This is a genomic window from Nocardia sp. 348MFTsu5.1 (assembly GCF_000383535.1).
GTDB lineage: Bacteria > Actinomycetota > Actinomycetes > Mycobacteriales > Mycobacteriaceae > Williamsia > Williamsia faeni.
Map to the genome: position 1 here is coordinate 79,375 of NZ_KB911523.1, position 19,604 is coordinate 98,978.

The 19,604-nt window shown below is 60.5% G+C and carries 15 protein-coding genes; 5 read left to right on the forward strand and 10 right to left on the reverse strand.

The annotated features are described in order from the left end of the window. Positions 1-2: 2 nt before the first annotated feature. The 4 genes from H290_RS0123125 to H290_RS0123140 form a co-directional block, all read right to left on the reverse strand. Positions 3-929 carry a VOC family protein gene (locus H290_RS0123125; RefSeq protein WP_020109223.1) on the reverse strand — a complete coding sequence of 309 codons (927 nt, stop codon included), beginning with the start codon at positions 927-929 and terminating at the stop codon, positions 3-5. A 44-nt stretch (positions 930-973) separates the two neighbouring features. Next, positions 974-2,155 (reverse strand): acyl-CoA dehydrogenase family protein, encoded by a 1,182-nt coding sequence (locus H290_RS0123130; protein WP_020109224.1) that lies wholly within the window; start codon positions 2,153-2,155, stop codon positions 974-976. 31 nt (positions 2,156-2,186) lie between these two features. Then, entirely contained in the window at positions 2,187-3,350 is a 1,164-nt protein-coding gene (locus tag H290_RS0123135) for a Rieske 2Fe-2S domain-containing protein (RefSeq protein ID WP_020109225.1), read from the reverse strand. Positions 3,351-3,495: 145 nt separating this feature from the next. Further along, a complete protein-coding gene (locus H290_RS0123140; protein WP_051122182.1) occupies positions 3,496-4,518 on the reverse strand; it encodes a ferredoxin--NADP reductase in 1,023 nt (340 codons plus the stop codon). A 554-nt stretch (positions 4,519-5,072) separates the two neighbouring features. Here H290_RS0123140 and H290_RS0123145 point away from each other — a divergent pair. Then, positions 5,073-5,897: an IclR family transcriptional regulator gene (locus H290_RS0123145; protein ID WP_051122186.1), complete on the forward strand. Its 825-nt coding sequence runs from the start codon at positions 5,073-5,075 to the stop codon at positions 5,895-5,897. Between the two features lie 59 nt (positions 5,898-5,956). Next, positions 5,957-7,102, forward strand: coding sequence for an acyl-CoA dehydrogenase family protein (locus tag H290_RS0123150; protein WP_028463588.1), 1,146 nt, complete (start codon positions 5,957-5,959; stop codon positions 7,100-7,102). Positions 7,103-7,271: 169 nt separating this feature from the next. On the opposite strand, the gene H290_RS0123155 is transcribed toward H290_RS0123150, so the two are convergent. Next, positions 7,272-8,849, reverse strand: a complete 1,578-nt coding sequence (locus H290_RS0123155) for a fatty acyl-CoA synthetase (RefSeq protein WP_028463589.1) — start codon at positions 8,847-8,849, stop codon at positions 7,272-7,274. Positions 8,850-8,981: 132 nt separating this feature from the next. Then, entirely contained in the window at positions 8,982-9,590 is a 609-nt protein-coding gene (locus tag H290_RS0123160; RefSeq protein ID WP_020109230.1) for a TetR/AcrR family transcriptional regulator, read from the reverse strand. 152 nt (positions 9,591-9,742) lie between these two features. Here H290_RS0123160 and H290_RS29535 point away from each other — a divergent pair, with 152 nt between their 5' ends. The 3 genes from H290_RS29535 (at position 9,743) to H290_RS0123175 (ending at position 13,466) form a co-directional block, all read left to right on the forward strand. Continuing rightward, the gene (locus H290_RS29535; RefSeq protein WP_020109231.1) at positions 9,743-11,002 is read left to right on the forward strand and encodes an NADH:flavin oxidoreductase; all 1,260 of its coding nucleotides are present in this window, start codon (positions 9,743-9,745) and stop codon (positions 11,000-11,002) included. Next, positions 10,992-11,831, forward strand: coding sequence for a mycofactocin-coupled SDR family oxidoreductase (locus H290_RS0123170; RefSeq protein ID WP_020109232.1), 840 nt, complete (start codon positions 10,992-10,994; stop codon positions 11,829-11,831). Before H290_RS29535 ends, H290_RS0123170 begins: the two co-directional genes overlap by 11 nt. A gap of 156 nt (positions 11,832-11,987) precedes the next feature. Continuing rightward, positions 11,988-13,466: an FAD-dependent oxidoreductase gene (locus H290_RS0123175; protein WP_020109233.1), complete on the forward strand. Its 1,479-nt coding sequence runs from the start codon at positions 11,988-11,990 to the stop codon at positions 13,464-13,466. 129 nt (positions 13,467-13,595) lie between these two features. Here the strand turns inward: H290_RS0123175 and H290_RS0123180 are convergent, their stop codons facing one another. The 4 genes from H290_RS0123180 to H290_RS0123195 form a co-directional block, all read right to left on the reverse strand. Beyond that, positions 13,596-14,645: a hypothetical protein gene (locus tag H290_RS0123180; RefSeq protein WP_155977002.1), complete on the reverse strand. Its 1,050-nt coding sequence runs from the start codon at positions 14,643-14,645 to the stop codon at positions 13,596-13,598. Between the two features lie 92 nt (positions 14,646-14,737). After that, positions 14,738-15,463: an ABC transporter ATP-binding protein gene (locus H290_RS0123185; RefSeq protein ID WP_020109235.1), complete on the reverse strand. Its 726-nt coding sequence runs from the start codon at positions 15,461-15,463 to the stop codon at positions 14,738-14,740. After that, positions 15,460-18,249: a branched-chain amino acid ABC transporter permease/ATP-binding protein gene (locus tag H290_RS0123190; RefSeq protein WP_020109236.1), complete on the reverse strand. Its 2,790-nt coding sequence runs from the start codon at positions 18,247-18,249 to the stop codon at positions 15,460-15,462. The genes H290_RS0123185 and H290_RS0123190 overlap by 4 nt, the downstream gene beginning before the upstream one ends. A gap of 38 nt (positions 18,250-18,287) precedes the next feature. Further along, positions 18,288-19,532, reverse strand: a complete 1,245-nt coding sequence (locus tag H290_RS0123195) for an ABC transporter substrate-binding protein (protein WP_020109237.1) — start codon at positions 19,530-19,532, stop codon at positions 18,288-18,290. Between the last annotated feature and the right edge of the window lie 72 nt (positions 19,533-19,604).

Below are 19,604 nucleotides of genomic sequence, written 5' to 3' on the forward strand. Positions count from 1 at the left end.
AATCAGTCGCCGGCAGCGACTTTCTGTGCCTCCGCCATCTCTTTGGCCCACAACCACTCGTGACCCCAGTAGCTGTCCTGCGTGATCTCCTCCGAGGTGTAGTAACTCTCGTCGACGAGAGCACCTTGGGTACCGAATTCGATATCCCAGCCACCCGGAACCCGGACGTAGAAGGAGATCATCTTGTCGTTTGTGTGGCGACCGAGTGTCGAGGACACCGGGAACTCACGCCTCATCACCTCATCGAGCGCCTGCCCCACCGCGTCGAGGTTGTCGACTTCGACCATGACATGCACCAAGCCAGGGTCCTTGCCTTCGGGCACGGGCATCAGGGCCAGACTGTGGTGACGTTGGTTGACCCCGAGGAAGCGGATTCGGTGAATACCGAACTCAGGCGGCATCGGAAGGCGCATGGCGCCGCGCGGTAGGAAGCCCAGGGTCTCGGCGTAGAACCGATACGTCTCGTCGAAGTTGGTGCTCGGCAACACAACGTGACCGAGACCTTGATCGCCGGTGACGAACTTCTGTCCGTAGCGGGTGATCACCGGACTGTGATCGAGCACCGGCCCGTGAAAGAACTCGAGTGGCGTGCCACCTGGATCATCCATCGAGAAGGCCGCCTCGACGCGACGAGCATCGGCATCTTCCGGTGACATCGGCTTGATGACATGGCCGGCCTTTTCCAGCTGCTCACGAAGACGCTCCAGAGCGAACTGGTCTCGTACTTCCCAGCCAACTGCAGTCACACGATCATGCGAGCTTGCTTCGACAACCAATCGGGCGCCACGTTCGTCCATACGCAGATGAATGACTTTGTCGTCGGATCCGTCGCCTTCATGGAAGCCCAGGACCTCGAAGGCCAACTCCCTCCACCGGTCGATGTCGGTCGCCTCGACTCGCACATAGCCGAGACCTCTGACCTCACTCATATATCCTCAATTCTGTTGATCTGCATGGCATCAGCTCAACTCCGTCAGATCATGACGCGAAGCGGACCCTGCGGATCCGCGCCGAGCGAACTCAGAGCGGACGCGTGATAGACGGTGCTGGTCACGTGAATTGCATGGTGCAGCCCGGCATGTGCATCACGCCAGAACCGCTGTAGCGGGTTGTCCATTCGCAAAGCGTTGCCACCAGAGCGATCAAAGATCTCGTCTGCAGCCCGAACTGCTCGCCACGCCGCGCGCGTCTGGTTACGACGCCCGAGCGCCCTCTCCTCGAATGTGATCTCCTTGCCCGCGTCCACCATGTCGTAGATGCGATCCACGTTGCCCAGCAGTTGCTGGCGTGCGGCATCGATCTCGGCCGCCGCCTCGCCCAGCGCGTAAAGGGTGTACGGATCGTCCTTGATCGCGGTTCCCGTGGCCCCCACCCTCTCTCGCTGGTACGCAATGCCTGCCGCGAGCACACCTTCGGCAATCCCGATGGTCGCCGCGGTGATTCCCAGTGGGAACATCGTCGACCACGGCATCTTGTAGAGGGTCTCGGTGACGCCGTATTCCTTGGCTACGGTTCCGTCGATGACCCCGCCGCCGTCCATCACGCGGTAATCCGGTACGAAGGCGTCTTTGACGATGATGTCCTTGCTACCCGTTCCACGAAGACCTACGACATCCCAACTGTCAGCGACGATCTCGTAGTCTGCCCGCGGCAGGATCACATGCAGCGACTGAGGCGGCATGAATGGTATACCTTCGGTGTCACCAACCATCGCACCCAAGAAGATCCAGTCGCAGTGGTCAGTACCCGACGAGAACTGCCACCGCCCCGACATGATGTAGCCGCCATCGACTTTCACCGCGATGCCGCCGGGCATGTACGGGGACGCCTGCCACGTGTCGGAGTCGGTTCCGAGAACTTCTTCCTGGACCTTCGGGTCCGCCATTGCCAGCTGCCACGGGTGCACACCCACGATGCCGCCCACCCATCCGGCAGATCCATAGATGCTCGCGGTCTTCATGACAGTCTCAGCGAAGTCCCGGGGATGCGCCTCGAATCCGTCGTACTTCTTGCGAGCCAGCATGCGGATTATTCCGGTATGTTTCAGGCTCTTGGCCATCGCGTCGGGAAGTCTGCCAATGGATTCCGCCTCATCGGCCTGTGCCCTGATGTCGTCGGCGATGGCGACAATGTTGTCCAACACCTGGTTGCTCATGGTTTCTCCTTCAGTTCAAACCGGCGGTTGGTCACGAGACCGGTGCGGGGATGGGGCTGCGTCCGGCAGCGACGTTTTCGTCGACTTCAGTCTGCCAACTCTTGAGCGCGCGCTCTGTATCGATCTCGAACTCGAAACGGTTGGTCATCTCGGGGTCGATGTCTTCGACGTCCACATAGAACTGCTGATACCAACGGCGAAGCTGATAGACCGGACCGTCTTCCTCTGAAAGCAGCGGATTGTCGATGCGCGACTTGTTTTTCCAGATTTCAACGTCCTGCTCGAAGCCGATCGCGACACCGGAGGCGATCGCCGAGGCCATCGCGTCGGCGTCCTCGTCCGAGAACCCCTCTGGCTTCTTGACGATGACGCCGTACTGCAACACGAACGCATCGTTGTCGATCGGGTAGTGGCAGTTGACCAGCATGACATTCGGTTCAGCGTCGTGTGGAACGCCGGTCCACAGTCTGTCGATCATGTAGGACGGGCCGAAATATGAAGCGTCAGACTGACCTTCCTGGTCATAGTTCGTGCCGATACTCGCATCGACTGCATCAGCCCGGGGCCGCGACCTCATCACCTGTGTGGCGACGTGGCCCTCGAAGACGTTCTTGAAGTAGGTCGGCATACCGTAGTGCACGTAAAAGAAGTGCGCCATATCAACGATGTTGTCGACAATTTCGCGGCAATGCGACCCGCGGACTTCGAGCTTGTTCCAGACCCAATCAGTCCATCCATCTTCTCCGTAGCCCTCGATGACCGGAATTGTGATGTCTGCGGGGGGTTTACGGTTCTGCGGGTCGTTCCAGACATAGAGCTGCCCATTGCGCTCGAGCGTCTGCCACGACTTCGTCCGTGCCAATGGCGGGACCCGGCGGGCGTAGGGAATGTCGGCGCACTTGCCGTTCCCCTGCCACCTCCAATCATGGAACGGGCAGGCGATGGTGTTTCCTTTGACAGTCCCGTGGGCCAGATTTCCGCCCATGTGAGGACAGAATGCATTGAGTACGTTGAGCTTTCCGTCTTCGCCGGCAAAAATGACCAGCTCGGTACCGAAGGCAGAAATCTGATGGGGCTTTCCGTCGGAATAGTCTCGTGCCAGGCCCAGGCAATGCCACCCGCGCGCAAAGCGGCTCGGCGGGGTACCCGTGTCGATGACTCGTACTTCGTCGACCCTGTCATGTGTTGTGGTCATCTTGCTCTCCTCGTCGTTTCGGCTCGGCCGGACCGGTGGGGCTGCGGGGGGCTCTGGCTGGGCTGTGGATGAGCTTCTCAATTCAGACGCCCCGGTGTGATCAGCGTCTCCCACACAATGGGAGACGAAATCTCGGTCGCCGCGCTCAGTACTCGATCGAGATGGTGCCGGTGACCGGCTCTGCCTGGCAGGCCAAGATGTAGCCGTCTTGCAGATCCGCCGATTCCAGTACCTCATTGCGAGCGAGACGAACCTCGCCATCGGTCAGCCGGCAGACGCAGGCGCTGCAGGCACCTTCCCGACACGAAAAGGGAGCGTCGACATCTGCGTCGAGAAGTGCGTCGAGAAGTCGCTTGTTTCGCGGCCACGAAATAGTCCGGCGATCACCATCTATCGCCACGTTCACCGTGCACTCGGTTCCCAGGGCGGGATCACTGTCCTGCACATCCTTCGGAATTTCTTGAGCCTGTTTGAACGGGTCGGTGGATAGAGAGACGAAGCGCTCAGCCATCACGCGAGAGGATTCGATTCCGAGAGCTGAACAGACGTCCTTGGTCAAGGCCATCAGCGGCACCGGACCACAGACGTACACCGCCCGCTCGGCAAAAGGTCTGACCAACGCAGACAAAGCCGGGGCCGTGAGATACCCCTGGACTGATTCCAGCACATGGACCACTGTCAGACGGGTGGCGAACTGCTCGCTGAGCGCTCGTAGTTCTTCCGCGAAGATCACCGAACCCTCGTCTCGATTGGCGTAGATCAGAAGCACGTTTCCATCACCGCCGAACAAGATCGATTTCGCGATGGCGATCACCGGCGTGATTCCGCTACCTCCCGCGATCATCACCACAGACTGGCTGAGCTCGCGCACCTTGAATGTGCCTGCGGGAGGGAGTACTTCGAGTTCGTCTCCGATGCCCACCTGCTCACACAACCAATTGGACCCATGCCCACCTACTACCCGTTTGACGGTGAATTTCATCGTCGCGTCAACGTGCGGTGAGCTCGATAATGAGTAGCATCTCGCGCTGCCGCGCCCCGAGTCCGGGATACGAACAGTCAGAAACTGTCCGGCGGTGTAGTCGAATGCATCCGCGTGATCCGGGTGTGGTTCCACCAGAATCGAGCGGGCATCGTGGGTCTCCTCCACCACGTCTATGACCCGCATCCTGCGCACTCCGGCCGCACACGTTGCGCTCACAGCGCTACCCAACGGAGCCCAACGCCACAGACATCACGCCGCGGCACCACCCACTTCGATACAACCGGTGGCTTCATTTCCACGTCCTCTACAGATCAGCCGGCGAACAACGAGACCGAAGAGTAGGTCCCGTCCGGTGCGAGTGACGAGGACAGCTCTCGCTGGTTGGGAGATCGATCCGCGGCAAATGTCCGCCCTGTGGGAGGAGTGGTCGCGCTCCGGGCACAGATCCTCATAGCGTTCGGTCAAGCCAGAAGGTGTCGTAGGTCGCACCGACTGATGTTTCGACCCTGGAGACGAGTGGCCTCGTCACATCGGCGCAAATCTGGATGAACACAACAGACTGGGGAGGATCCATGCAACACAATCGAGCTGATGACCAGCCCGAAGCGGCCGGCGGCCGAGCCTCGACCATCAACCACGGGCGGCCGTGGACCGCTCCGATATCCCCCGGTAGACTCGGCGCCACAGTGACCGCCATCACAGCTTCCAAGGCCGGTCACGCCGTCCCGGGAGGTTCCGTGAGCGCCGCAGGCACTCCTTCGCAAGCGCCGATATCAGTTGTCGAACGCATCTCGTTGATACTCGAAACTTTCATCGGAACCCCTCCACTGACGCTGGTGGAAGTCACCAAGCGAACAGGTCTTCCTCGATCCTCGGTGCATCGTCTCCTGGAGCAGCTCACTGCCACCGGATGGTTGGCACGCGAAGAGCAGACCTACGAATTGGGCACCAAGGCCTACGAGATCGGGCGGTCGGCCTTCAACCAAAATCGATTGTTACAGCAGGCTGCGCCGGTTATGCGTCGGTTGGCGCAGTCCGTTGGGTTCACAGTGCACCTTGGCATGATCGACGGCGGTGACGTTCTCTATCTGGCCAGCGTGCCCGGGCAACACTCGCCCGCGATGACTACCGTGATCGGTACTCGCGCCCCCGCCTACCTGACAGCCGTCGGCAAGGCGGTCATCGCCAACTACCCTGAAGACCGCCGTGCTGAGATGCGCTCCACTCCGCTGCGGCGAAACACTCCGCACAGCATCGGGACCCACGCGCAACTCGATGCCGAGCTCGCCCGGATCCGCGATCAACGCGTCGCCTACGACCGACAAGAGTTTGCCGTCGGCATCAGCTGCGTCGCGGTGTCACTGGGCCCCCCCGACCACTACTACGGCAACCGCGCCGCGATCTCGGTGTTCGGTTCGTCCGACCGGATCGATCTCGCAAAACTCGCTGGACCACTCCGCATCGCGGCCGTCGAGATATGGGACAGGTGCACGGCGTCTCACCTGCCAACCCACCAGTTCGAGAACTGGCGCCCACGCACGTCGGACTTTCGCAGCGCCTGAGGATTCCCTGGTTGAGACAAACCTCGGCCGGCAGCGCACCAACCTGAGGACCAATCATCGTGAAACCCTATGTGCCGTCATGGCACGACTCTGAAGTATCTGCATTGTCCGAACTGGCGACCGGCTTCTTTGAACGAGAGGTCATCGCCAACAATCCAAAGTGGGATGCCCAGCGTCGCATCGATCGGTCGGTCTGGCTCGCCGCAGGGAATCTCGGGCTACTTCTCTGCTCGATTCCGGAAGAATATGGCGGAGGCGGCGGAACCTTTGCTCATGATCTGGCTGTGTTTGAGGCACAAGGATATTCTGGCGATCTATCACTCGGCATTGCCGTACACAGTGGCATCGTTGCGCACTACATCGCCGAATACGGATCCGAGCAGCAGAAGCGGCAGTGGCTTCCGGCAATGGCTTCCGGCGAGGTGCTCGCAGCAATCGGAATGACGGAACCCGGCGCGGGTTCTGACTTGAAGGCGATCAAGACCACTGCAACTGAACGCGGTGGCGAGTACGTGGTGAACGGCTCAAAAACGTTCATCACCAACGGATCCTCTGCCGACATGATTCTCCTGGCTGTAAAGACAGATCCACGTGCCGGCGCTCGTGGAGTATCTCTGTTGATCGTCGACTTGCGCGACTGCGACGGATTCGCGGTCGGACGGGTGCTCGACAAGGTAGGCCAACATGGCGCCGACACCTCTGAATTGTCCTTTACGGACGTAGTCGTGCCGGCCGGCAACGTGCTTGGACGGCCAGGCGAAGGTTTCGGTCAGATGATGACACAGCTTGTCCAGGAGCGGCTGATCATCGGCGCCCAGGCCGCGGGGGCAATGAAGCGCGCAGTTGAAGAGACTATCCGATACACGAGGTCACGAGAAGCATTTGGACACAGCCTCTTCGAGTTTCAGAATACGGCGTTCGAACTCGCCGAATGCCAAACCATTGCCCGAACCTGTGAGGTCTTCCTCGACCATTGCATCCGGTCGCACCTACGGGGAGAACTCGACGCCGCGGAGGCCGCGATGGTGAAGTACTGGCTCACCGACACGCAATGCGAAGTGGTCGATCGACTTGTGCAGCTGCACGGCGGGTATGGATACATGCGCGAGTACCTGATCGCTCGGATGTACGAGGACGCACGGGTCCAACGCATCTACGCCGGCGCAAACGAAGTCATGAAAAGCATTATCGCCAAGGCGCTCTGACAACTCCTTCCACCCAACCGTACAGTCTCCACTCCGCCGAGCGTGCCCTTGTTACCGTCGACCGTGCCCTCGTTACATTCGAGTGGGCCAATGTTGCTCGTGCCCCCTCGGCTTTCGGCCCACTCGACGCAAACAACGGCCCAGTCAACGGGGGTTGGCCCGCCCGGGCTTACCGCGCCGGACCGAGGCCGTATGCATCGCGCAGAGATCGTTTGAGAATCTTTCCTGATGGGTTCTTCGGTAGCTCCTGCGTGATCACGACCCGCTTAGGGGTCTTGTACCCGGCCAAAACTGAACGTGCGTGATCGATGATCTCTGATTCAGTCAGTGTGATACCAGCTTTGGGCACCACAACCGCGACCACAGCCTCCACCCAGACGGGATGACTGGCACCGAAAACCGCGACCTCCGAGACTCCGTCGAGTAAGTAGATCGCCTCCTCGACTTCGCGACTCGCCACGTTTTCGCCACCGGTTTTGATCATGTCCTTCTTGCGGTCCACGACGTAGAGAATCCCGTTGTTGTCGAAATAACCGAGATCCCCCGAATGAAACCATCCGGCCCGAAAGGCCTCGGCAGTCTTTTCGTCATCACGGAAATAGCCGAGCGTAGCGTGCGGCGATCTGTGAACGATCTCCCCGACTTCGCCTGGGCCGACCGGATTATCGTCGACATCGTGGACCCTCGTCTCCACATTGAGAACCGGCCGGCCGGCCGCGCCCGGGTGCGACAGCTGGTACTCAGGTCCGAGAATGGTCGCCACCGGGGACATTTCGGTCTGGCCGTAGAAGTTCCACAGCCGGACCTGCGGCAGCCGCGTCTGGATCTCTCTCAGGATCTCTGCTGGCATGGCGGACGCTCCGTAGTAACCCTTGCGGAGTGAAGACAGATCGGAATCGTCGAACTCAGGTGCTCGAAGTAGACCGATCCAAACTGTGGGCGGAGCGAAGAACTTTGTGACACCGTGCGTTTCGATCATCGTCAGAAGTGTGGCCGGATCAGGCGCGGGGACGATGATGCTGGTTGCTCCCAGGTAGATGTCCGGACCGAGGAAACAGTCGAGTTGTGCGCAGTGGTAGAGCGGCAACGCATGCAGTTCGACGTCGTCCGCCGACATCCCACCATCGATCGCACATGACACGTACTGCCACAGCAACGCGCGACTTGAGAGCAGGACACCCTTGGGCCGCGACTCGGTCCCGGACGTGAACATCATCCTGACCGGATCATCATCATGCACAACGATTTCGGGCGCTTCTGACGTGCAGTCGATCCAGTCCTGAAGGTCTTCCCAGCCGGGTAGGGTGGCATCAGCCGAGGTGCGGATGGCCACACGCTTCGTCACAGTTCCGGAAGCCTGGGCGAGCGCGTCGACGGCCGTCTGCACCAGATTGTCCTGCACGATGAAAGCCGTTGCTGCGCTGAAGTCGAGGATGTAGGCGACCTCCGCCGCGTTCAACATGAAGTTGATCGGGACAAGGATCACCCCCGCTCGTGCTGCAGCGAAGTCGATCACCGCGAACTGCCAGCAATTGCGGGACAACAAAGCGAGGCGATCTCCCTTCGACAGTCCGGCATCGTTCATCGCGGCAGCCGTCCGATCCACCGCCTCCGAAAACTCGGCGAACGACAGCTCCACGTTTCCGTCAACGATCGCGCGTTTGCCCGGATACCGCTGAGCAGTGCGGTGCGGGAGCATCCCGAGCGAATGCGCGCGGGCAAGTTCGATCTGTACCGGTGGTGTCATTGCATCTCCCATGGGTGACGACGAGTCGTGACAACCTCATCGCGCCGACCGCAATCCGAACAGAAGGCATTCCAATGGGCGGGATCTTGAATAAGGATCCGGCAGACGCACACAACGCGTCGTCCCGCGGAACTATTCGCTTGTGAGCGAGTACCTCAAACCGTGAAGCACCAGCGCAAAACTGCGCCGCAAAAGCACTTCTGTCGGTTCCAGCTCCTGCGATGTCACCCAGTGCTGGAATGCATCTCGCGCCGCGTGCACGATGAGATCGGCCGCGAGGTGGTGAATATATGATTCGCCGGCCAGGTCCAATCGCCGACCCAACAGATCTGCGACGGCCGCCCGCAACGGCGGATCGATCTCGAACCAGCGGACCCGGTACGCCGGCGTGGTCAACATCAGACCAAGAAAGGTTCGTGATTCGGCAGTCATCGCTGACCCGTCCATCTGGGTGAGGAACGACTTCACGAGACCGTCGAGGAGGTCGACCTCGTCGGGTGTCGAGATCAGCGCTTCGACGATCACGTTCGAGCTCTTGGCAAAGATCGGCCGAACAACGTCTTCCTTGACCTCGAAGTGACGATAGAAGGTACGCGGCGCCACGCCTGCGGCGTGAGCGATCCGCTCGACAGTTGCCGACGTGTTGCCGTCTTCGACAAAAAGCGCAAACGCCACTTCGGCGATAGCGGAACGGAGCTCATCAGCGCGGCGCTCGGCCAAGGTCTGTCGTGCGCGCGCCATCCGCCACTCCTAGGTCGATACAAGTAGGTAAGGGTAGCCGAGAACGTGGCGCGTCCTGATCACCAATCTCCCGAAGATCACGAACCTGTGTGGCAGATTCTGCCACTATGGCAGAATCTGCCACACATCCCCTCAGGAATACAGGACGTACCATGACCAGCCAAGACCACCCAGATGTATTGCAACCCGCCACACTCGGACCGGTTCGCCTTCGGAACCGCGTCCTCAAGGCGGCCACGTACGAGAACATGGCGCGCGACGGTTTGGTGACCGATGCGCTCATCGATTTCCATGTCGAACATGCCCGTGGCGGTGTCGGGATGACGACAGTCGCGTACTGCGCCGTCGCCCCGGACGGGCGAACCGATGGACACCAAATTGTTTGGCGCCCAGAAGCATTGCCAGGTTTACGGACCCTCACCGATGCCGTGCACGACGCCGGCGCAGCAATATCGGCGCAAATCGGTCACTCCGGCCCGGTGAACAACGCCAAAGCGACCGGCACGCGGGCAATCGCTCCGAGCCGCCACTTCAACAAACAATTTCTGCGAACAGTCGGTCCTGCCGGCCGAGACGACATCACTCGGGTCATCGCAGCACACGGGTCGGCCGCGCAGATGGCGCTGGACACCGGCTTCGACGCGGTCGAGGTCCACCTCGGGCACAACTACCTCGCCAGCTCATTCCTCAGTCCGAAACTCAACCGCCGGAAGGACGAATACGGTGGAAGTCTGGCAAATCGTGCTCGGTTCGCACTCGAAATCCTCGGCGCGGTCCGAGATGCGGTTCAGGACAAGATCGCCATCGTGGTCAAGCTCAACATGGACGATGGCGTCCCTGGTGGCTTCTGGCTCGAAGAAGCGATTCAGGTCGCACAGTGGATTGAGCAGTCAGGTAACGCCGACGCTCTGGAGATGACCGCAGGCAGTTCGCTCCTGAATCCGATGTACCTGTTCAAGGGCGACTCGCCGATCGCCGAGTTTGCAGCTGTAATTCCCGAGCCGATACGCACGGGAGTGAAACTCGTCGGCAAGCACGTTCTGCGTGAATATCCTTACTCCGACGGCTATCTGCTCGACGACGCTCTCCAGATCAGATCCGCGGTATCCATGCCGATGATTCTGCTGGGTGGAGTGACGAACCGGCTGACGATGGATTCAGCCATGAGCAACGGATTTGAATTCGTCGCGATGGGACGTGCACTGCTACGCGACCCCGACCTGATCAACAAGCTGAGCGATGACCCATCGATTCGGTCGTTGTGCAATCACAACAACAAGTGCATGACAACAATATTCACCGGAACCCGGTGCGTACTCCGATCGCAGAACCTCCCCTCTCCCCTATCCAACGCCGCTCGGCCACGATCTATCCGCAAAGCTGACACAGAAGGAGCACTCCATGCCGGCTGATCATGACGGTCAAGTCGCTCTGATCACCGGAGCTGCTCGCGGCCAGGGCCGCAGCCACGCCCTCGCCTTCGCCGAACTCGGCGCCGATATCGTCGTGTGCGACAGATGCGAGGACCGCCCGGCTGTGGGCTATCCCCTTGCCACTGAAGCGGACCTCGATGAGACCGTTCGACTGGTGAGAAGCACCGGACGACGCTGCATCGGTGTCAGGGCAGACACGGCTGATCGCTCGGCGATGAACGCATTGGTCGAGCGCGCCGAGTCAGAGTTCGGCCGCGTCGATATTGCAGTTGCCAATGCCGGCGTGGCGGTGGCCGCCCCGATTCAGTCCATGACCGACGACCAATGGGCGGAGGTCATCGGATCGAACCTGACCGGCGTCTTCAATACCGTCGCCGCGGTCTCCGGAGGCATGATGCAACGGGGTTACGGGCGGATCGTCACGATCTCGTCGATGCTTGGCCGAGCCGGGAATACGAGTATGTCTGGTTACGCCGCATCGAAATGGGGTGTCATCGGATTGACCAAGAGCGCCTCCCTAGATCTGGCCCCGTTCGGGATCACCGTCAATGCCGTTGCACCAGGCAATATCTCGACACCGATGATTCACAACGACGCGCTGTACTCGGCAATGCGCCCGGACCTCGACCACCCGACCGCGGAAGACGTGGCACCAGTTTTCCAATCCCTGCACGCTCAACCCGTGCCGTGGCTCGAAGCGGAGGAGATCACGCGAGTGGTCTTGTTCCTCGCTGCGCGAGGAAGCAGCCACATCAGCGGAACGGTGATCCCGGTCGATGCCGGCAACGCCGCACGCGTGACCGCCTGACTTGGGGGTCCGCGCGGCAGTCATACCCGGAGTTCAGGATCCGGGCTCCCACCCACGGGGACGACAGCTGGCATCTCACCGATTCGGATGGCCTAGTGATACACGAGAACCGCGACGGCACAAGACTTCCGCGGTACGTATGGAGAGGACCGACCAATGGCAGATCCAACACTCAAGCCGGTGAAAGCTGACACGATCGACGTCTGGGACCACGAAGCGGACGTCGTGGTAGCCGGATTCGGGATCGCGGGGGTGGCCGCATCCATCGAAGCAGCACGGATGGGCGCGGACGTCCTCGTGCTGGAACGACTGGGCGGCTGGGGCGGCGCAGCCGCCATGTCCGGAGGCTTCATCTACCTCGGTGGCGGCACCGCGCTCCAGCACGCCCTTGGCTTCGACGACTCGGTCGAGAACATGAAGACTTTCATGAAGGCTGCGCTCGGCCCAGGCGTCGATGAGGCAAAAATCGATCTCTATTGCGAGGGCAGTGTCGAGCATTTCAACTGGCTCGTCGATGCAGGGGTCGAGTTCGACGAATCATTCTGGGGCGAACCGGGGTGGGAGCCCCCGCACGGCGAGGGATTGATGTTCTCAGGCGGGGAAAACTCGGCGCCGTTCAATACGTTGGTAGCGCCGTCGCCGCGAGGCCATCTGCCCAGAAGGGCCATCGCTGCCGACGCCGAACAGGCCGGCGGATTCATGCTGATGAAACCGTTGGTCGACACAGCTGAAAGGTTAGGCGTCAGAGCCGAATACGATGTTCGCGTTCAGTCGCTCATTGTCGACGACGACGGCAGCGTGGTCGGGGTGATCGCCAAGCAGTACGGGAAACGTGTAGCGGTCCGCGCCAGGCAGGGAGTCGTCTTGGCCACGGGAAGCTTTGCCTACAACGACGCCATGCTCCGCGACCACGTCCCACGGATTCTCGGAAGGCCGGCGGCTTCCATCGAGAGTCATGATGGCCGCGCCATCGAGATGAGCCAGGCGATTGGAGCGGCCACCGCGCACATGGACGCTGCCGAGGTCGCGATCTTCTGTGATCCGCAACTCTTGGCCCGTGGAATTCTGGTCAACATGCGTGGTCAGCGCTATATCCCCGAAGACACCTACGCGAGCCGAATCGCGCAGGAGACACTGTTACGTCAGGGCGGCGATGCGTTTCTGGTCATCGACGACGAGGCCTATGAAGCAGCGCTGCAGTCGGTCTCGACAAGCGCCGTGATGCGTGGGACACCGGCCTGGGTATGCGAGAGTGTCGAAGAGTTGGAGGCGGAAATGGGTATCCCTGCCGGCGGACTACGATCCACCGTCGATCTGTACAACAGATACGCAGAGAGCTCGTCGGATCCGTTCCTACACAAGAAGGCCGAGTGGGTGCGGCCCCTCAAGACTCCGATCGGTGCATACGACCTGCGCGGAATGGTGGGCGGGTTCACCCTCGGAGGATTGAAGACATCCGTTGATTCAGAAGTGCTGCATGTCTCGGGCGAACCCATACCCGGACTCTATGCCGCTGGACGGTGCACCTCAGGTGTGTGCGCCGGCGGTTATGCCAGCGGCGCGAGTCTGGGTGACGGCAGCTTCTTCGGCCGCCGCGCGGGGATCAGCGCTTCAAAGCAGACGCCACGGCATTGAAAGGCTTGGGCAGCAAGCAGCATTGACCGCAAAGTTCGAACCCCCAGTGCGTTGGTAGAGGAACATCTCTACCGCGCACTGGGGGTACAGAACCTGACACCCGGCACAACGCTGGGTCCGTGACCGGACTCAGCGACGAACCTCGAGGGGTGCCTCCGCGGGGTACTGACTCGGCGCCATTTTGTAGAAGTCGGTGAGTAGCGCGATGAATGTCGGGTCGGTCATCGGTTCACCGGGCTCATTGAACTTGACGCCATTCGCGTGCATATCATCGACGAGCATTCCGAAGACCTTGTCGAACGTCAGGTCGTCGGTGTGGTCCTGGAAACGCGCCACATCGGCCAGGTCGTCGAACAGCAGCGCCGTGTAATGCACCAACATGCGCATCTCGGAGTCGTCGAAGCGGTCGATCTCCTCGTCGCCGTTGCGGATCGACCACATTCCATCAGAGGAGCTGTGCAACTTCGACCCGAGATCGAGTCCGGGACAATCGCGTCGGTCCACAGGTCCATTCGACTCACGGCGGTGGTACATCCGTGAATTGTCGGTCAGCAGCGCGTCATTCCAGAACGGTGCCGCCAGACGGCTGGGCGCCCGGTCCGGACCGTCCGGCCAGTAGGTGAAGCCGCCATCGATCTCGGAGTTGTAGAAGTAGGTGATCACCTGTGCCGTCTTGACCTCCCAGTCGGCGAAGAGTCCGGACTTGGCCATGACGGCAAGAAGCCAGAGCGGAGAATTGTGCAATCCGATTCCGCGAAAACTGCCGGTGTCGAAATGGCCGGCATCGAAGCTGTGTGACGGTCCACAGATGTTGAAGATGAGATCATGCGCCATACCGTATTTCGACCCGTGTAGCTCTTTCGCGGTGTCCAGGTGCTTCCGGCCGAAATAGAGGTCGTTCAATTCTGGATAGAACACCACACCGTCTTTGGCGAGGAACCCTCTGAAGACAGGCGCCACGAAATCCGACAGTTGCGCGTTCGGGTCCCGGTCCTTGCCACCCGAGACGGCCAGATACTCCTCCGTCGACGCGAAATGGTGCGCAAGTATCAGCCGCCAAGGCCCGTTGTCACGGATCACCGACATGATCGCGGCGATTTCTTCAGGTGTGTAGAAGTTCGGAACAACCGACGGTGGAGCCACCGGTGTCATGGGATGTCGCTCGACTGTCGACGTCATCGGTATACCTTTCTGAGCATGGCTGATCGTTGGTTTGCCTGAGCAGTGCAATGCGAAATCACTTTGTTGCCTGCAGGTTTAGGACAGATCATCTACACGGTCGCAGCGTCACCACCCAGGTATGCGCTCTCGATGCGCGAGGGGTCTGCCTTCAAAACCGCTGCAGACTCTTTCATCGCTACACTGCCGTGAACCAATACGGCGGCCTGATCGGCGATACCGAGCGCGAGGTGGACGTGTTGTTCCACCAACACCACGGCCATGTCGTTCTCCCTCGCCAACTTGCGCAGAACGGCAAGAATTTCATCGACGATCACCGGCGCCAATCCCATGCTGAGCTCATCGATCAGCAACACCTTGGGTCGTTGCAGAATTGCCCGACCGATGGCCAACATCTGTTGTTCACCACCTGACAGGCGCCCGGCATCAATTTTGAGACGCTTCTCCAGGGACGGGAAGTAGCCGATCGCTTCCTCGATGGCGCTACTGCGTCGAGAACGCTCACGCACTGCGAGGCGGAGGTTCTGTGTGACGGACAGTTGACGAAACAGCGCGCGATCGTCCGCCACGAGGACCATTCCGGACCGGACCGCATCTCGCGGTCGGCCGCTGCGCACCTCGTGTCCGTCCACGACGACCTCGCCGGCAAACCTGGGCAACAGGCCGGCGAGTGCCATCAACAGCGTGGTCTTTCCGGCACCGTTCGGTCCAAGCAGGCAGGTTATTTCGCCGCGCTCGACCGTGAGGTCGACGTCACGGACACATGGGCGTGCTTTCACGTACCCGGTCGCGAAGTTCCGAACTTCCAAGACGCTCACGGCATGACCTCCTGCTGGATGTGCTTCGGGATGTGCAGCTCCGGGATGTCTTCCGGTGTGACATCGATGTCTTCGGTTGACGGGACACCCAGGTATGCCCGGATCACGGCGTCGTCATTCCTGATCATGTCGGGGGTACCACTGGCGATGACCTCGCCGAGATCCAACACGATGATCCGGTCGCAGATCCTCAGCACCAGCTCCATGTCGTGGTCGACCAACAATATGGATGTGCCTGCGTCACAGGCATTACGGAGTCGGTCACCCAACCAGCGGCTCTCGGTGCTGTCGAGTCCAGCTGCCGGCTCGTCGAGTAGAGCGACGATCGGATCTGCCGCCAGAACTCGGCCAACAGATACGAGTTGGCGCCGCCCCTGCGACAGAGTCGCAACCTCCGTGTCGGCTTCGTCGGTCAGGCCGACCATCGCCAGGACTCGCTGGACACGTTGCGATACATCATCTTTCGACCGAGAACGAGTCGCACCCACAGTCACGTTCTCGGCTACCGAAAGATCGTCGTACAGTTCGACATCCTGAAAACTCCGGCCCAGACCCGCTCGGCTGCGATTATGTGGGGCGGCGTCGGAAAGATCGGTACCGCTGAGCGTGACCGTTCCGGTTGCCGGCGCGAAGCCGGTGATCGCATCGATGACGGTTGTCTTTCCCGCGCCATTCGGCCCGATCAGACCGACTATCTCGCCCGGGAACACCTCGAACGAGACGTCTTTCGCGGCCTGGACGGCACCGTACTTGACGCCGACTTCTCGGATTACGAGAAGCGGTTCGTCCGAGGACTGGCGGGTTCTGGGGACAACGGCTTCCTGTTCAGTCGGCTTGTCTGCGACCGCACCCCGGGCGAGACGCAGCTTGGGCCAAGGGATTCTGGGAAATGTACTTGCGATGCCATCGGGGTTGGCCATCACTGTGACGATCAGCAGGATGCCGCTGATCACTGCGTAGTAGTCGCCGATGTGCACGTACCTGTCCATGAACAGGTACAGCAGGCCACCGGGTGCCATGATCCCGGCCAGAACGGCGCCGGTGATCGATGTGATGCCCGCTATGTACATCACTGCAAAGAGTGAGATCCCGAGGAAGACCGCATACGGCTCAGGGCTGGCAAGTGTTTGCTGGTAGCCCATCAATGATCCCGCGATGCCCGCAATGAACGCGCCGATTGCAAAGGCGATCAGCTTGGTTCGCGGAACATTGATTCCCGCTGCAGCGGCGGATCTCTCGTTGGCCCGAAGTGCGAGCATGTCGGTACCGAGGCTACTGCGACGCAACCAGGCGACGCCCAGTCCAACGACTGTGAGAACAGCCAAACACATGACGGCAAAAGCCATTCGCGGATAGTCTTCGCCGGCGCCGATGCCGAGACTGAAGCCGAACAGCTCAGGGTTGTCGATGGGTGCGCCGTTGATGCCGCCGTTCAGGGACGGGTTTCGGAACCAGAACGCGTCCACGAATACAGCAAGCGCAAGCGTGACCACAGTGAACGGCAGACCACGCACGCGTAGCGCAGGCAACCCGACAACTACTCCGATCATGGTCGCGACCAGTGCGGCGATGATCGGGGCAAACGGAAAGGATATGCCGAGATGAACGTTCAGAACGCTGACTGCGTACGCACCGACCCCAGCGAGGGTGAGCTGAGCCAACGAGACTTGGCCGGCGTACCCGGTGACCACCACCTGGGACAGTGCGAGGACTGCCAGGATGATGCTCGTGACGATCGCGGACCGATAACTTCCCGATGTCGCGAGAAGTGCCACGACAGTGACGCCAACGGCCAGAACAGCAGGGAGCAGGATGTGTTCAGGTCTGGGTGCGCGTCCCAGCGCTTGGCGCACAATGGCCCCCCGGTCAGGCAGCGGCCGTCCTTTCACTACCAGGAATCCAAGTATCAAGATAAGTGGAATGGCCTCTGACATACCGGTTTTGGGGAACCAGTCGTACGTTGCCTGCAAGTTGATCGTTTCGGCCTGAAGCGAACCGATAACGAGCCCCGCTACGACCGTGAGCCCGATTGAGGAAAAGTTTCCGACCAACGTCGCAGCAAGAGCCGGAACGATGAACAGCGCGTACGCCACCGGATTCAGCGCAACCAGTGGCGCGATCAGAATACCGCTCAGGCCGGCCACAACCGATGACAGCGCCCAGTTGCTGAAAGCGATCTTGTCGGGTGACAAACCGGTCAGATACGCGCCCTTCTCGGACTCCGCCGCGGCTTCTGTCGCAACTCCGAAACGGGTGAATCGGAACATCAGCGTCGCCGCAATCCCGATGACCACGATCGTGGCCGCCAGCCAGATCCGGTCGGTCGGTGCCGTACTCGAGCCAATCCTGATGGTGTCGAGATCGAAGATCGGCGCAACCGGGACGATGCTGGTCCCGGCCCGCTGAGCAATCAACGCTTGCAAGGTGATCATCAAACCAATGGATGCAACAGCTTTGGCCACGACAGATGCGTTGCGCATCGGTCGGAAGATCAGAGCGTAGAACAACACTCCCAACAGAGCGGAGATCACCAGGGAGATTGCCATCGCCGGGAACACCCCAAGAGGTTGACCCAGGTCAACCGTCTTGGGGAGCCCCGGGATGGGGATCATCAGCTCACCTGTCCGCAGCAAGGCGTAGGTGTAGGCGGCATAGAGGGCGATAGCGCCTGTTGCAAAGTTCACGACACCCGAGCTCTTGAATGTCAGAACGAGAGCTAGCCCGATTGCCGCATACACGGCGCCGTTCCCGAGGCCGAGGACGAGATAAGCCAAATGATCGGTCATGATGTTTCCTTCTGCTGTTTTCCTGGTCGACCTTGGGACTAACCGGCCACTTGGAGGTCCCGCGGAACTCCCTGATCGTCGATCAAGCCGTAAAGGGTCTGAGTGGAGCAGATCGAGGTCATCATCGGGACGGCAGTTCCGTTGCAGCTGAAGATGATTCCACCACCGGCTGGCATCTCTACCTTGTCGGTGGCCTGCATCGCCTGCTTGATTGTCGCGGCATCGACATCCCCGGTGACGTTGGCGTTCGCGTTGACCGTTGCCATCAGAACCTGGTAGCCCTGGGCACCTGGGCCCGTGAGCGATAGGTCAGGAGCGTATTGACCCAAAACCGAACGATAGAGAACGGAGTCCGGCCGGTCTGAGAACACGTCGATCCCGGTGATTCCCTGGTTGCCCTCGACGGCCTCTACCCCGACGACGTCTAGGACACTCTTGTCGAGGCACACGGTGTTCAAGACCTTCTTGGCGTCCGGAGCGCTGGTCTGAATCGCCTTCAGTACCGATGTGCAGAGCGCCGCATCAGAAATGATGCTGATACCGTCCGGATTGCTTGCCAGACCAGAGGCAACCAATGGCGTGGGGTCGGGCACGCCAAGAGCAATCGCAACGACCTTGAGATCGATGTCGAATCCGTCGAAGATCGGCTTACCGAGCATCTCGATAATGCCGGCGGTGCCGCCGCCGTCACTGGCAAAGATCGTCATCGACTTCATGCCTTCGGCTTTGGCGGCTGTGGCGGTTGCAACCAGGCTTCCCGAAATACCAGACGACAAAGCAAAGGAGTCGGGCGAAGTGACATCTAGCTGGGAGACACCATTGAGGGTGATGTAGGGAATTCCGGCACCCCCGACGATCGGCACGATGGCCGTTCCCTGCGAAGTTCCCGCCGTCAATACCGCAGCAACCTTCTGTTCGACCATCTGGTTGGCACAGTTGGTGGCCGAGGTCGGCTCCTCCGCCTGCTTGCACACCACCAGGTCGATCGAGTGACCGCCTGCGAAACCTCCGCCGTTCTTGTTCACATACTCGACAGCAGCCTCGGCCCCCTCTCGCCACTCGGGGATGGACACGACGCCTCCGCCTTCGGTGGAGATGAACCCGATCTTCACCGGTGCTCCGGTAGCGGCATTCTCAGGAAGTGCCGAGGTGGACCCGGCCGCAGTGCTGGTGCTGTCGTCATCACTGCTACTGCACGCCGTGGCGCCTAACGTTGCGGCCAGCAGCACCGCACTGACTCCTGCAAGGGTTCGCCGAGAGCGAACCGAACCGCCGAGTTTCATGTCTAAGACTCCTTTGCAAGATCAGCGAGGGCGACACCGGATGGGGTACCCGACACATTGAGCCACTCGCGT